The 12,950-nt window shown below is 58.4% G+C and carries 15 protein-coding genes; 13 read left to right on the top strand and 2 right to left on the bottom strand.

The genetic code is table 11. The features are described from left to right. Positions 1 to 12 precede the first annotated feature (12 nt). Positions 13 to 2,769, bottom strand: a complete 2,757-nt coding sequence (gene leuS / locus DWW03_RS12320; protein ID WP_022061189.1) for a leucine--tRNA ligase — start codon at positions 2,767 to 2,769, stop codon at positions 13 to 15. Positions 2,770 to 2,866: 97 nt separating this feature from the next. On the opposite strand from leuS, the gene DWW03_RS12315 reads away from it, so the two are divergent. Next, positions 2,867 to 3,430, top strand: a complete 564-nt coding sequence (locus DWW03_RS12315; protein WP_147344318.1) for a hypothetical protein — start codon at positions 2,867 to 2,869, stop codon at positions 3,428 to 3,430. Positions 3,431 to 3,521: 91 nt separating this feature from the next. Here the strand turns inward: DWW03_RS12315 and DWW03_RS12310 are convergent, their stop codons facing one another. Next, complete coding sequence (locus tag DWW03_RS12310) at positions 3,522 to 4,589, bottom strand: hypothetical protein (protein WP_022061191.1); 1,068 nt, start codon at positions 4,587 to 4,589, stop codon at positions 3,522 to 3,524. Between the two features lie 327 nt (positions 4,590 to 4,916). Here DWW03_RS12310 and rpsL point away from each other — a divergent pair, with 327 nt between their 5' ends. The 12 genes from rpsL (at position 4,917) to rplP (ending at position 12,940) form a co-directional block, all read left to right on the top strand. Further along, positions 4,917 to 5,297, top strand: a complete 381-nt coding sequence (gene rpsL / locus DWW03_RS12305) for a 30S ribosomal protein S12 (protein WP_022061192.1) — start codon at positions 4,917 to 4,919, stop codon at positions 5,295 to 5,297. A 42-nt stretch (positions 5,298 to 5,339) separates the two neighbouring features. After that, positions 5,340 to 5,816: a 30S ribosomal protein S7 gene (gene rpsG / locus DWW03_RS12300; RefSeq protein WP_015547046.1), complete on the top strand. Its 477-nt coding sequence runs from the start codon at positions 5,340 to 5,342 to the stop codon at positions 5,814 to 5,816. Between the two features lie 16 nt (positions 5,817 to 5,832). Further along, positions 5,833 to 7,947: an elongation factor G gene (fusA, locus tag DWW03_RS12295; RefSeq protein ID WP_044054305.1), complete on the top strand. Its 2,115-nt coding sequence runs from the start codon at positions 5,833 to 5,835 to the stop codon at positions 7,945 to 7,947. Between the two features lie 9 nt (positions 7,948 to 7,956). Continuing rightward, positions 7,957 to 8,262 (top strand): 30S ribosomal protein S10, encoded by a 306-nt coding sequence (rpsJ, locus tag DWW03_RS12290; RefSeq protein ID WP_004329464.1) that lies wholly within the window; start codon positions 7,957 to 7,959, stop codon positions 8,260 to 8,262. A gap of 346 nt (positions 8,263 to 8,608) precedes the next feature. Beyond that, complete coding sequence (gene rplC, locus DWW03_RS12285) at positions 8,609 to 9,223, top strand: 50S ribosomal protein L3 (protein ID WP_044054309.1); 615 nt, start codon at positions 8,609 to 8,611, stop codon at positions 9,221 to 9,223. Position 9,224: 1 nt separating this feature from the next. Next, on the top strand, positions 9,225 to 9,851 hold the full coding sequence (gene rplD / locus DWW03_RS12280) for a 50S ribosomal protein L4 (protein ID WP_044054311.1): 627 nt from the start codon (positions 9,225 to 9,227) through the stop codon (positions 9,849 to 9,851). 14 nt (positions 9,852 to 9,865) lie between these two features. Beyond that, positions 9,866 to 10,156: a 50S ribosomal protein L23 gene (rplW, locus tag DWW03_RS12275; RefSeq protein WP_015547048.1), complete on the top strand. Its 291-nt coding sequence runs from the start codon at positions 9,866 to 9,868 to the stop codon at positions 10,154 to 10,156. 5 nt (positions 10,157 to 10,161) lie between these two features. Next, positions 10,162 to 10,986 carry a 50S ribosomal protein L2 gene (rplB, locus tag DWW03_RS12270; RefSeq protein ID WP_015547049.1) on the top strand — a complete coding sequence of 275 codons (825 nt, stop codon included), beginning with the start codon at positions 10,162 to 10,164 and terminating at the stop codon, positions 10,984 to 10,986. 17 nt (positions 10,987 to 11,003) lie between these two features. Further along, a complete protein-coding gene (gene rpsS / locus DWW03_RS12265; protein WP_015547050.1) occupies positions 11,004 to 11,273 on the top strand; it encodes a 30S ribosomal protein S19 in 270 nt (89 codons plus the stop codon). Positions 11,274 to 11,280: 7 nt separating this feature from the next. After that, positions 11,281 to 11,691: a 50S ribosomal protein L22 gene (gene rplV / locus DWW03_RS12260; RefSeq protein WP_044054314.1), complete on the top strand. Its 411-nt coding sequence runs from the start codon at positions 11,281 to 11,283 to the stop codon at positions 11,689 to 11,691. Positions 11,692 to 11,695: 4 nt separating this feature from the next. Further along, positions 11,696 to 12,484 carry a 30S ribosomal protein S3 gene (rpsC, locus tag DWW03_RS12255; protein WP_015547052.1) on the top strand — a complete coding sequence of 263 codons (789 nt, stop codon included), beginning with the start codon at positions 11,696 to 11,698 and terminating at the stop codon, positions 12,482 to 12,484. 27 nt (positions 12,485 to 12,511) lie between these two features. Continuing rightward, the gene (gene rplP / locus DWW03_RS12250; protein WP_015547053.1) at positions 12,512 to 12,940 is read left to right on the top strand and encodes a 50S ribosomal protein L16; all 429 of its coding nucleotides are present in this window, start codon (positions 12,512 to 12,514) and stop codon (positions 12,938 to 12,940) included. The last annotated feature ends 10 nt before the right edge of the window (positions 12,941 to 12,950 follow it).

Here is a 12,950-nt window from a genome sequence, read left to right as displayed (position 1 = left end):
CGTGACGGGGTGTCAGATCACGATGTTTATGATCTTGCCCGGCACGACGATGATCTTTTTCGGGGTTTTGCCTTCGAGCCATTTCTGCGCCTCGGGGGCCGTGACGACGTCGGCCTGAATCTCGGCGGGCGTCATCGAAGCGGCATACTCCTTCCGGAAGCGGAGCTTGCCGTTGACCGACACGGGGTATTCGAACGAGTTCCGCACGAGGTGCGTCTCGTCGCAGACCGGATAGGAGGCCGTGCAGACCGATTCGGTGTGTCCGAGCGCGGCCCACAGCTCCTCGGCGATGTGCGGGGCGAAGGGGGCGAGCAGCACGGTCAGCGGTTCGAGCACTTCGCGCTTCGAACACTCGCCCAGCTCGTTGAGGCAGATCATAAAGGCCGCCACGGAGGTGTTGAACGAGAAGTTCTCGATGTCCTCCGAGACCTTCTTGATGGTCTTGTGGAGGGTGCGCAGCTCCTGCTCGGTCGCCTTTTCATCCGTGACGCACAGCTGCCCGTCGCGGTCGAAGAACAGGCGCCAGAAGCGGCGCAGGAATTTGTGCACGCCGTCGATGCCGTTCGTGTCCCAGGGTTTCGACTGCTCCAGCGGTCCGAGGAACATCTCGTACATGCGCAGCGTGTCGGCGCCGTAGTTGTCGACGATGTAGTCGGGGTTCACGACGTTGTAGAACGACTTCGACATTTTCTCGATGGCCCAGCCGCAGACGTACTTGCCGTCCTCGAGGATGAATTCGGCGTCCTTGTATTCGGGCATCCATGCGCGGAAGGCGTCGAGGTCGAGGATGTCGTTGCGGACGATGTTCACGTCGACGTAGAGCGCCTGCGTCTCGTACTGGTCCTTGAGGCCCAGCGACACGAACCTGTTGGTTCCCACGATGCGGTAGACGAAGTTCGAGCGCCCCTGGATCATGCCCTGGTTGACGAGTTTGCGGAACGGCTCCTCCTCGCAGACGCAGCCCAGGTCGTAGAGGAACATGTTCCAGAAGCGCGAGTACATCAGGTGACCCGTGGCGTGCTCGATGCCGCCCACGTAGAGGTCGACGTTGCGCCAGTACTCGTCCGCCTCTTTCCCGACGAGCGCCTCGTCGTTGTGCGGGTCCATGTAGCGGAGGTAGTAGGCCGACGATCCGGCGAATCCGGGCATCGTCGACAGTTCGTAGGGGCAGCCCTCGGGCGTCGCCCATCCCTTGACGCGGGCCAGCGGCGGTTCGCCCTCGGCCGTGGGGCCGAAATTCTCGATGGGCGGCAGCTCCAGCGGCAGTTTGTCCTCCGCCAGCGGGTAGGCCGTGTCGTTCTTATAGTAGATCGGGAACGGCTCGCCCCAGTAGCGCTGGCGCGAGAAAATGGCGTCGCGCAGGCGGTAGTTGACGAGCTTTTTGCCCAGTCCGCGCTTCTCGACTTCGGCGAACATCACCTGAATCGCCTCCTTTACATCCATGCCGTTGAGGAAATCCGAGTTGATTACTTTCCCCGTTTTGGCGTCGTACGACTCTTTCTCGATGTCGCTGCCCTCGACCACCGGGACGATCTCCAGTCCGAAGTGACGGGCGAAGGCCCAGTCGCGCGAGTCGTGCGCCGGAACGGCCATGATGGCGCCCGTTCCGTAGCCCGAGAGCACGTAGTCGGAAATGTAGATCGGAATGGCTTTGTTCGTGAAGGGGTTGATGGCGTAGGAGCCTGTCGCAACGCCGCTTACGCGCTTCGTGTCGGCGATGCGGTCGCGCTCCGAACGCTTTTTGGTCTGGCGGATGTACTCCTCGACGGCGGCCTTGTTCTCGGGCGTCGTCAGTTCGCCGACCCACTCGTGCTCGGGGGCGATGACCATGAACGTCACGCCGAAGATCGTGTCGGGACGGGTGGTGAAGATCTCCAGTTTCCGGTCGCTGTTCTCGATGTCGAAGAAGACCTGGGCGCCCTCCGAGCGGCCGATCCAGTTGCGCTGGATCTCCTTCAGCGAGTCGCTCCATTCGAGTTTGTCCAGTCCGTCGAGCATGCGCTGGGCGTAGGCCGTCACGCGCAGAAGCCATTGTTTCATGCGCTTCTGCTCGACCGGATAGCCGCCGCGGACCGAAAGTCCGTCGTGCACTTCGTCGTTGGCCAGCACAGTCCCCAGCTTCGGACACCAGTTGACCTGGGTGTCGGCGCGGAAGGCGAGGCGGTAGTTCTGAAGGATCTGTTCCTTCTCCCGCTCGCTTTTGGCGTTCCATTCGGCGGCCGTGAAGTGCATCTCGGTCGTGCAGGCGGCGTCCAGCCCCTCGGTGCCGCTCGTTTCGAAGGCGGCGGTCAGTTCCGCGACGGGGCGCGCCTGCTGTTTCGAACGGTCGTACCAATGGGAGAACATCTCGAGGAACGCCCACTGCGTCCACTTGTAGTATCCGGGGTCGCACGTGCGCACCTCGCGGTCCCAGTCGAACGAGAATCCGATCTTGTCCAGCTGTTCGCGGTAGCGGGCGATGTTCTGCTCGGTCGTGACGGCGGGATGCTGCCCCGTCTGGATCGCATACTGCTCGGCGGGAAGGCCGAAGGCGTCGTAACCCATCGGGTGGAGGACGTTGAATCCCTTGAGCCGCTTGTAGCGCGAGTAGATGTCCGAGGCGATGTAGCCCAGCGGATGGCCGACGTGCAGGCCCGCTCCCGAAGGGTAGGGGAACATGTCCAGCACGTAGAATTTGGGCCGCGAGGGGTCCGTCTCCACCTTGTAGGTTTTGTCCGCCCTCCAGCGGCTTTGCCATTTGGCCTCGATCTCCTTGAAATTGTACTCCATATGTCGTGTAATTTTGTTGCGGATTTTCCCGCAAAGATAGAAAAAAAAACGTATCTTTATCCGGGAGTGGCGCATGTCGGATTTAAATTGCGAGCTTATGGGTAAATTTAAAGTTTTTTTGCTGGGCGTTCCGCTGGCGCTGGGTGTGCTTGCCGGCTGTTCGGAGGAGGTGGAATACGAGATGCCGATCTATGATTTCGTGAATCCTTCGGTCTGCTTTTTCGTTTCCGACGCCGCGACGGGCGTGAATCTGCTCGATCCCGATGAGCCTGATGCGATTCTCGGCCGGCCCATCGCCGTGACATACGGCGGAAAACGCTACGAAGTGGCGGCGGACGCCGTTGCGGCCCCGGCGACGCGGGCCACGATGCCGCGGCCGCTGGCGCTGCGGCTCGAAGGGGCGAATGAGTACGACAGGATCAAGGGCTATCACCTCGCTTTCGGAGAATTCGATCCGACGGATGGTCTGAAAGGGCAGTCGTTCGTGGTCGACTGGGGCGACGGGACCTCCACGAAGGTGGAGTTCGACCTCTACGTGGTCTGGAAGAAAAACCGCAAAGAGCGCATTTACGAGGCGGAGGTGCACAGCCCGATCCGTGTCGACGGCGCGGCGCGCGGCGAGGGTTATTACGACGCGTGGATCATTCGGATCACCCGGTGACGGGCGGTCTGCGTGCCGCAGTGCGGCTGCATGGGAAAAAAGGGGGCGCGGCCATTCGGGCGCGCCCCCTTTTTTTCGTTTGCGGGATGCGTCAGTCGTAGAGCGGGACGACGTACATCGAGTAGGCTTCGCTGTGACCTGTGCCGTCGGAGAGCGTGTATCGGATTTCGTCGCCGTGCCATACGACGGCGGTCCGCGTCGTGCCGAAAATCGTTCCGGCGGTGAATATGTCGTCGTAGCAGACGGCGACCGAATAGGGCATCGAGCCGCTGCCCGGGCCGTCGGAGAGGTCGAACAGCTCCTGTCCCTCCTTCCAGACGACGCCCTCCTCCTCGAAGCCGTCGGTGTGGTAACCCGCCGTGTAGAGCGTGTGTCCGAACCGGCAGACGGCGGTGGCTTCGGCATAGGAACTGCCATCGGTCAGGGTGTAGAGCAGCTCCTTGTCCTTCCAGACCGCTGCGGCGCCGCCCGAGTGGCCTGCGGCGTAGAGCGTCCTGCCCGAAAGGCAGAGCGCGTTCACTCCGGCGGGGGTCTCCCCGTCGGAGAGCGTGTAGTGCGCCTTGTCGTTTTTCCAGACCACGGCGAGCGGCTTCGTGAGCCCGCTTTGCAGACTGCCTGCGGCGTAGACGTCGCCGCCCGAGACGCAGACCGACCGGGCCTGCGAGACGGCCGGGCTGACCGAATAGGCGTAGAGCGCATCGCCGTCTTTCCAGATTTTCGCCGTCAAGGCTCCGCCGCTCTCCTCGCTCCCGGCCGTGTAGAGGCTGCCGTTTGCGGCGAAGACCGAGTAGGCGTACGAGTCGGCGCCGGGAGCGCCCGGGGTGTATTTCAGCGTGCCGTTTTCCCAGACCTTCGCCACGATCCGGTCGCCCTGCCGTTCGTAGCCGGCGGCATAGACCGTGCCGTCCGAAACGCAGACCGCGTAGGCCCAGGCGTCGTTCGTGCCGTTGGTCAAGGTGTAGAGCAGCTGCCCGTTTTTCCAGACCGTTGCGACGGCCTTCGATGCGGGCGTGGTGTAGCCCGCCGTGTAGATGTCGTAGCCGGAGGGTTTCGGCGGTTCGGGGGCGTCGTCGTCCGAACTGCACGCCGCGAAGCCGGCGAATGCGGCGAGAAGCGCCGGTAAAAGCGTGTGTGTGAATCGTTTTCTGATGATTGTCATGGTTTTGCGGTGCAGTTTGTTTTCGGGCCGTTCCTGTCGGGAGGGGCTGTCTGCACGCCGTTTGCGGGGCAAAGTCCGTGCCGGGGATCAAGGCCCGGAACATTCGGTTTATGGCGTTGATAATAAATCCGTTGTCAGTTTATGTATAACCAGAATTTATTTTATGATAAATTCTATAAGTAAAAAGTATTGCAAACGGCGTAAAATCCTGGGAAATGGCGAAAAAAGACGTGCATATATATTGTATTTCCGAAAAAATGCGTACCTTTGCAGTCCATTTTGGACAATGGAGATAGATTTTTTAACAATTAAAGGACAGTTTTAGAAATGCCAACTATTCAACAGTTAGTGAGAAACGGCCGTGTGAAGATGGAGGACAAGTCGAAGTCTCCCGCACTGGCTGCGTGTCCCCAGCGCCGAGGCGTATGTACGCGTGTGTACACGACGACCCCGAAGAAGCCGAACTCGGCAATGCGTAAGGTAGCGCGTGTAAGATTGACCAACGGCAAGGAGGTCAACGCCTACATCCCCGGAGAAGGCCACAACTTGCAGGAGCACTCCATCGTGCTCGTCCGCGGCGGTCGTGTGAAGGACCTCCCCGGTGTACGTTATCACCTGGTGCGCGGTGCGCTCGACTCGGCAGGCGTGGACGGACGTCGTCAGCGTCGTTCGAAGTACGGAGCCAAACGTCCCAAGGCAGGCAAGTAGTCAACAACAAGAGAGTTTTTAACAGATCATTTTTAAATAGCAATGAGAAAAGCTAAGCCAAAAAAGCGAATTCTACTTCCGGATCCGAAGTTCGGAGACGTGGCTGTGACCCGTTTCGTGAACAACCTTATGCTGGATGGTAAGAAGAGTATTGCCTACACGATTTTCTACGACTCGCTCGAAATCGTCGGCAAGAAGATGAAGGATGCTGATAAATCTCCGCTGGAAGTCTGGAAACAGGCTCTGGAGAACATCACACCCCAAGTCGAAGTGAAATCGAAGCGTATCGGAGGTGCGACGTTCCAGGTTCCTATGGAGGTTCGTCCGGAGCGCAAGATTTCTATTTCCATGAAAAACCTTGTCCTCTATTCCCGCAAGCGCGCCGGCAAGACGATGGCAGACAAGCTTTCAGCAGAGATACTGGATGCCTACAACCAGCAGGGCGCAGCCTTCAAGCGTAAGGAGGAGATGCACCGCATGGCCGAGGCCAACAAGGCATTCGCACACTTTAGATTCTAATAAGGAGACCGAACAGATGGCAACCAGAGATTTAAAATATACTCGCAATATCGGTATCATGGCTCACATCGATGCCGGTAAAACCACCACGTCGGAGCGAATCCTTTTCTACACGGGCAAAACCCACAAGATCGGTGAAACGCACGAAGGCGCTGCCGTCATGGACTGGATGGTTCAGGAGCAGGAGCGCGGCATCACGATCACCTCGGCTGCAACGACCGCTTTCTGGAACTACATGGGCAACCAGTACCAGATCAACCTGATCGACACCCCGGGACACGTCGACTTCACGGTCGAGGTGGAGCGTTCGCTGCGCGTGCTGGACGGCGCTATCGCCACGTTCTGCGCCGTAGGCGGCGTGGAGCCGCAGTCGGAGACCGTATGGCGTCAGGCCGACAAGTACAACGTGCCCCGTCTGGGTTACGTCAACAAGATGGACCGCACGGGCGCCGACTTCCTGTCGGTGTGCGCACAGATCAAGGAGCACTTCGGAGCTACGGCCCTTCCGGTCGTTCTGCCTATCGGCGCCGAGGACAAGTTCGAAGGTCTGGTAGACCTTATATATAATAACGCTATCTATTATTACGACGACAAGACCGTCCGCGACAACTTCGAGCTGAAGGAGATTCCCGAGTCGATGAAGGCCGAGGCCGCCGAGTGGCGCGGCAAGCTCATCGAGGAGGTGGCTTCCACCGACGATGCGCTGATGGAGAAGTTCTTCGAGGACCCCGATTCGATCACCGCCGACGAGCTGCTCGCAGCGATCCGCAAGGCGACGATCTCGATGCAGATCGTCCCGATGCTCTGCGGTTCGTCGTTCCACAACAAGGGCGTGCAGAAACTGCTCGACTACGTGATGGCTTTCCTGCCCTCGCCGCTCGACCTGCCCCCCGTTACGGGCATGAACCCCAAAACCGAGCAGGAAGAGGTTCGCCACGCTTCGGAGAGCGATCCGTTCTGCGGTCTGGCGTTCAAGATCGCTACCGACCCGTTCGTAGGCCGTCTGGCTTTCGTGCGCGTATACTCGGGTAAGCTCGATGCCGGTTCCTACATCCTGGACACCCGCAGCGGCAAGCGCGAGCGTATCAGCCGCATCTACCAGATGCACGCCAACAAGCAGAACCCGATGGAGACCGTCGGCGCCGGCGACATCTGCGCGGCCGTAGGTTTCAAGGAGATCCGCACGGGCGACACGCTCTGCGCCGAGAACGCACCCATCGTGCTGGAGCAGATGACCTTCCCCGAGCCGGTGATCGGTCTGGCCGTGGAGCCGAAGACCCAGAAGGACCTCGACAAGCTCGGCATCGCCCTGGGCAAGCTGGCTGAAGAGGACCCCACCTTCACGGTGCACACCGACGAGGATTCGGGTCAGACGGTGATCAGCGGCATGGGCGAGCTTCACCTCGACATCATCGTGGACCGTCTGCGCCGCGAGTTCGGTGTGGAGATCAACCAGGGCGCTCCCCAGGTGAACTACAAGGAGTCGCTCACCAAGACGGTTCAGCACCGCGAGGTCTTCAAGAAGCAGACCGGCGGTCGCGGTAAGTTTGCCGACATCATCTTCGAGATCGGTCCCGCCGACGACGGCGCCATGGGCCTTACGTTCGTAGACCAGGTCAAGGGCGGTAACATTCCCAAGGAGTTTATCCCCGCCGTGCAGAAGGGCTTCGCTTCGGCGATGGCGAACGGTGCGCTGGCCGGCTACAAGATGGACTCGATGAAGATCACGTTGCTCGACGGTTCGTTCCACCCCGTGGACTCCGACCAGCTGTCGTTCGAGATCGCAGCCCGCAACGGTTACCGCGCAGCGGCTCCCAAGGCCGGTTCGGTGATTATGGAGCCTATTATGAACGTGGAGGTCGTGACCCCCGAGGAGAACATGGGCGACATCATCGGCGACCTGAACAAGCGTCGCGGACAGGTTACCGGCATGGAGTCGAAAGGCACCGCCCGCGTGGTGAAGGCCAAGGTTCCCCTGTCGGAGATGTTCGGCTATGTGACCGTACTGCGTACGATTTCGTCGGGCCGCGCAACCTCGTCCATGGAGTTCTCGCACTTCGAGGAGGTCCCTGCCAACCTGGCCAAGGAGATCATCGAGAAAGCGAGTGGTAAACGTAAGGATATAGAATAAGCAAACAATATGAACCAGAAGATTAGAATCAAGTTAAAGTCATTCGATCACAATCTCGTGGACAAGTCGGCCGAGAAGATTGTGAAGACTGTGAAGAGCACGGGCGCCGTCGTGAGCGGCCCGGTGCCCCTTCCCACGCACAAGCAGATTTTTACGGTCAACCGCTCGACTTTCGTCAACAAGAAAGCCCGCGAGCAGTTCCAGCTCTGCACCTTCAAGCGTATCCTCGACATCTACTCGTCGACGCCCAAAACGATCGACGCGCTGATGAAACTGGAGCTTCCCTCGGGTGTGGAGGTAGAGATCAAGGTGTGATCGGACAGGATGTCTGCCGGTTTTCCGAGCTGTAACCCGGGTTTCTTCGAAAGAAGGAACCGGGGGCGGGTCGGCTCGGCGAGCGTTGCCCCGGGCAGGGGAACGGGAGCGGGGCAGGACGACGGGAACCGGAGGTGATTGATTATATATAGTGTACCAACCGTGCGGAGCGCACGCCATCTCCCTCCCCGAGGGAGGGCCGGGATGGAGCCGGATTTGTCAATGGCGCCGCAGGCGGCAATGGCGGCTGAAAGCGATCGGTACATCGAAATATATGATAACCAGACGGCAAGACAAAAAACGTTACATCACTTTATTACTATTTATAACAAACAATTGACAACAAATGTCAGGACTTATTGGAAAGAAAATCGGAATGACTTCCGTTTACAGTGCCGAGGGTAAGAACATACCATGCACTGTCATTGAGGCTGGACCGTGCGTTGTTACGCAAATCAAGACCGTCGAGAAGGATACCTACGAGGCGGTTCAGATTGCCTATGACGAGACGAGTGAAAAGCACGCCACCAGCAGTTTGTTAGGTCACTTCAAGAAAGCCGGCACGACTCCGAAACGCAAACTTGCGGAATTCAAGGACATGCCTGAAGTGAATCTCGGCGACACGCTGACCGTAGAACTCTTCTCGGAAGAGGACTGGGTGGACGTGACCGGGATCTCGAAAGGAAAAGGCTTCCAGGGCGTAGTGAAGCGTCACGGCTTCGGCGGCGTCGGCGGCCAGACCCACGGCCAGCACAACCGTGCGCGCAAGCCGGGTTCGCTGGGCGCGTCGTCCTATCCCTCGCGCGTCTTCAAGGGCAAACGTCTGCCCGGCCAGATGGGCGGCGAGCAGGTCAAGGTTTTGAACCTGCGTGTATTGAAAGTAATCCCCGAGAGCAACCTCATCCTCGTGAAAGGTTCGATTCCGGGAGCAAAAGGTGCTTATTTAACGATTGAAAAATAGTATGGAATTAGCTGTATTAAACACACAAGGAAAAGAGACGGGTCGTAAGGTAGTCCTTTCGGACGCCGTCTTCGGCGTGGAGGCTAATGACCACGCTATTTACCTCGACGTGAAGCAGTATCTCGCTGACCAGCGTCAGGGTACGCACAAGTCGAAGCAGCGCAACGAAGTTGCCGGCTCGACGCGCAAACTCAAGCGTCAGAAAGGCACCGGCGGCGCCCGTGCGGGCAGCATCAAGTCGCCCCTGTTCCCGGGAGGCGGCCGCATCTTCGGTCCCCAGCCCCGCGATTACAGCTTCAAGCTCAACAAGAAGCTCAAGCAGCTGGCCCGCCGCAGCGCGCTGACCTACAAGGCTCAGGCCGGCGCCATCAGCATCGTCGAGACGATGTCGCTGGAGGCTCCCAAGACCAAGTCGGTCGTGGCTCTGGCCGAGGCGCTCAAGGTCGACGACAAGAAGGTGCTGCTGGTTCTCCCCGAATCGAACGTCAACCTGCAGCTGTCGTGCCGCAACCTTCCCTATGTGAAGCCCGTGCTGGCTCAGAACGTCTGCACCTACGACGTGATGAACGCATCGGCCATCGTGATGGTGGAAGGCGCCGAGAATGTATTGAATACGATGTTAGCTTAAAAACGCAAGTTACAATGGACATTATTATTAAGCCGGTTTTGACCGAGAAAATGACGATTCAGGGCGAAAAGTTGAATCGCTACGGTTTTATCGTTGACGTGAGGGCTAACAAGCTGCAGATTCGCAATGCCGTAGAGCAGATGTACAACGTCGTCGTTACGGACGTGAACACCGTGAACTACATGGGCAAACTCAAGAGCCGCTACACCAAGGCGGGCCTCTTGGAGGGTCGCGCCAATAACTTCAAGAAGGCGATCGTCACCTTGAAGGATGGAGACAAGATCGATTTTTACAGTAATATCTAACGAAGATGGCAGTAAGAAAATTTAAACCTGTAACCGCAGGTACGAGACATAAGATTATCGGCACGTTCGACGAGATCACGACGTCGAAACCGGAGAAATCGCTGCTCAGCCCCAAGAAGAGCTCGGGTGGACGTAACAACGACGGCAAGATGACGGTCCGCTACATCGGCGGCGGTCACAAGCAGATGTATCGTAACGTCGACTTCAAACGCTCGAAGGACGGCATCGCCGCAACTGTAAAAACGATCGAGTACGACCCCAATCGTACCGCACGCATCGCACTCCTGGTATACGCCGACGGTGAGAAGAGCTACATCATCGCACCCAACGGACTCCAGGTGGGCCAGACCGTCATGAGCGGCGCAGGCGTCGCTCCCGAGGTCGGAAACACGCTCTTCCTGAGCGAGATTCCCCTGGGTACGGTCGTCCACAACATTGAACTCTACCCCGGTCAGGGGGCCGCTATGGCCCGTTCGGCCGGTTCCTACGCCCAGCTGCTGGCTCGTGAAGGCAAATTCGCCGTCATCAAGCTGCCTTCGGGCGAGACTCGTATGGTACTCGTAACTTGCCGCGCTACGGTGGGTGTCGTGTCGAACGTCGACCACAGCCTCGAAAGCTCGGGCAAGGCAGGACGCGAGCGTTGGCTCGGCCGCCGTCCGCGCAACCGCGGTGTCGTCATGAACCCGGTGGATCACCCGATGGGTGGTGGCGAAGGCCGTGCGTCGGGTGGTCACCCGCGTTCGCGCAAGGGTCTGCTTGCCAAGGGTTATAAGACTCGTAACCCGAAGAAGACGACCTCGAAGTTTATTATTTCCAAGAAGAAAAAATAATTAAATAAGAGTACATAATGAGCCGTTCATTAAAAAAAGGACCGTTTATCGACCCCAAGCTCGAAGCGAAGATCGTCGCCCAGGCGGAAGGAAATAAAAAGTCGGTAATCAAGACATGGTCGCGAGCAAGTATGATCTCGCCTGACTTCGTAGGTCAGACGGTAGCTGTCCACAACGGAAACAAATTCATTCCGGTGTATGTAACAGAGAACATGGTAGGACACAAACTCGGCGAGTTTGCTCCCACCCGCAACTTCCGCGGTCACGCAGGTAACAAGAAAAAATAGGTAGAAAATGGGTGCAAGAAAAGCAAATAAAGCCGCACAGTTAAAGGCTGAAAAGAAGCAGAAGGCTATCGCCATTATGCGTGATTGCCCGACCTCTCCCCGCAAGATGCGCCTGGTGGCCGACATCATCCGCGGCGTGGAGATCAACAAGGCTCTGGGCATCCTTCGTTACTCGAAGAAGGAGGCGTCGATCCGTATGGAGAAGCTCCTCAAGTCGGCGATCGCCAACTGGGAGGCCAAGAACGAGTCGGAGCGTCTGGAGGATGTGAAACTCTGCGTGAAAGAGGTATTCGTCGACGGCGGTCGCATGCTGAAGCGTATTCAGGCTGCGCCCCAGGGTCGCGCACACCGGATCCGCAAGCGTTCGAACCACGTAACGATCGTAGTTGACAAAATGGTAACCGTAGAAAACAAGTAATCAGATGGGACAGAAAGTTAATCCGATAGCAAATCGTCTTGGTATCATCCGGGGTTGGGATTCCAACTGGTTCGGAGGCAAGGATTTCTCCGACAAACTCGTCGAGGACGCCAAGATCCGCAAGTATCTGAATGTCCGTCTGGCGAAGGCGTCGATCTCGAAGATCATCATCGAGCGCACGCTCAAACTGGTGACGGTTACGATTTCGACCGCCCGTCCGGGCATCATCATCGGCAAGGGCGGCCAGGAGGTCGACAAGCTGAAGGAGGAGCTGAAGAAGCTCACCGGCAAGGAGATCCAGATCAACATCTTCGAGGTGAAACGCCCCGAGGTGGACGCTGTCATCGTCGGCCAGAACATCGCCCGCCAGCTGGAGGGCCGCGTATCGTTCCGCCGCGCCGTGAAGACGGCCGTGGCTTCGACCATGCGCATGGGCGCCGAGGGTATCAAGATCCAGGTTGCCGGCCGTGTCGGCGGCGCCGAGATGGCCCGTACGGAGACGATCAAGGAGGGACGCATTCCGCTGCACACGTTCCGCGCAGACATCGACTACTGCCTCACGGAGGCCCTCACGAAAGTGGGTATCCTGGGCGTGAAGGTGTGGATCTGCCAGGGCATCGTATACGGCCAGCGCGACCTGTTCGAAATCGCAGGCGCTTCGGCGCAGGCACCTTCGGGCGACCGCGGTGAGCGCGGCGACCGTCGTGGCGGACGCGGAGACCGCGGAGACCGTCGCGGTGGAGACCGTCGCGGCGGACGCCGGGGCGGAGACCGTCGCAATAACAATCAGTAAGTAGGACCTTTTTAAAGCAGAACTAACATGTTACAGCCGAAAAAGACCAAATTTAGAAGAATGCAGAAAGGCCGTATGAAGGGTATCGCTCAAAGAGGTAACCAGCTTGCATACGGATCGTTCGCAATCAAGGCACTTGAATCGACCTGGATCACGGGTCGTCAGATAGAGGCGGCACGTCAGGCCATTACGCGTTACATGAAGCGTGAGGGACAGCTGTGGATCCGCATCTTCCCCGATAAACCCATCACGAAGAAGCCCGCCGAGGTACGTATGGGTAAGGGTAAAGGTAATCCCGAAGGCTTCGTGGCGCCTGTTACGCCCGGACGCATTCTCTTCGAGGCAGAGGGTGTGCCCCTGGCGGTTGCGCAGGAAGCGCTGCGTCTGGGCGCCCAGAAACTGCCCATCACCACCAAGTTTATCGTAAGACGTGACTACGTCGAAACCACAATTTAAGGGACACAGA

The sequence above is a fragment of the Alistipes sp. AF14-19 genome, assembly GCF_003461645.1.
GTDB classification, from domain to species: Bacteria; Bacteroidota; Bacteroidia; order Bacteroidales; family Rikenellaceae; genus Alistipes; species Alistipes shahii.
This window is presented reverse-complemented; position numbering and strand designations above follow the sequence as displayed.

Bases quoted from the DNA above. Each gene is read 5' to 3' on its own strand.
- rpsG (WP_015547046.1), top strand. From the start codon at position 5,340: ATGAGAAAAGCTAAGCCAAAAAAGCGAATTCTACTTCCGGATCCGAAG.
- leuS (WP_022061189.1), bottom strand. From the start codon at position 2,769: ATGGAGTACAATTTCAAGGAGATCGAGGCCAAATGGCAAAGCCGCTGG.
- rpsJ (WP_004329464.1), top strand. From the start codon at position 7,957: ATGAACCAGAAGATTAGAATCAAGTTAAAGTCATTCGATCACAATCTC.
- DWW03_RS12315 (WP_147344318.1), top strand. From the start codon at position 2,867: ATGGGTAAATTTAAAGTTTTTTTGCTGGGCGTTCCGCTGGCGCTGGGT.
- rplD (WP_044054311.1), top strand. From the start codon at position 9,225: ATGGAATTAGCTGTATTAAACACACAAGGAAAAGAGACGGGTCGTAAG.
- rpsC (WP_015547052.1), top strand. From the start codon at position 11,696: ATGGGACAGAAAGTTAATCCGATAGCAAATCGTCTTGGTATCATCCGG.
- rplP (WP_015547053.1), top strand. From the start codon at position 12,512: ATGTTACAGCCGAAAAAGACCAAATTTAGAAGAATGCAGAAAGGCCGT.
- rplW (WP_015547048.1), top strand. From the start codon at position 9,866: ATGGACATTATTATTAAGCCGGTTTTGACCGAGAAAATGACGATTCAG.
- rpsS (WP_015547050.1), top strand. From the start codon at position 11,004: ATGAGCCGTTCATTAAAAAAAGGACCGTTTATCGACCCCAAGCTCGAA.
- rpsL (WP_022061192.1), top strand. From the start codon at position 4,917: ATGCCAACTATTCAACAGTTAGTGAGAAACGGCCGTGTGAAGATGGAG.
- rplB (WP_015547049.1), top strand. From the start codon at position 10,162: ATGGCAGTAAGAAAATTTAAACCTGTAACCGCAGGTACGAGACATAAG.
- rplC (WP_044054309.1), top strand. From the start codon at position 8,609: ATGTCAGGACTTATTGGAAAGAAAATCGGAATGACTTCCGTTTACAGT.
- fusA (WP_044054305.1), top strand. From the start codon at position 5,833: ATGGCAACCAGAGATTTAAAATATACTCGCAATATCGGTATCATGGCT.
- rplV (WP_044054314.1), top strand. From the start codon at position 11,281: ATGGGTGCAAGAAAAGCAAATAAAGCCGCACAGTTAAAGGCTGAAAAG.
- DWW03_RS12310 (WP_022061191.1), bottom strand. From the start codon at position 4,589: ATGACAATCATCAGAAAACGATTCACACACACGCTTTTACCGGCGCTT.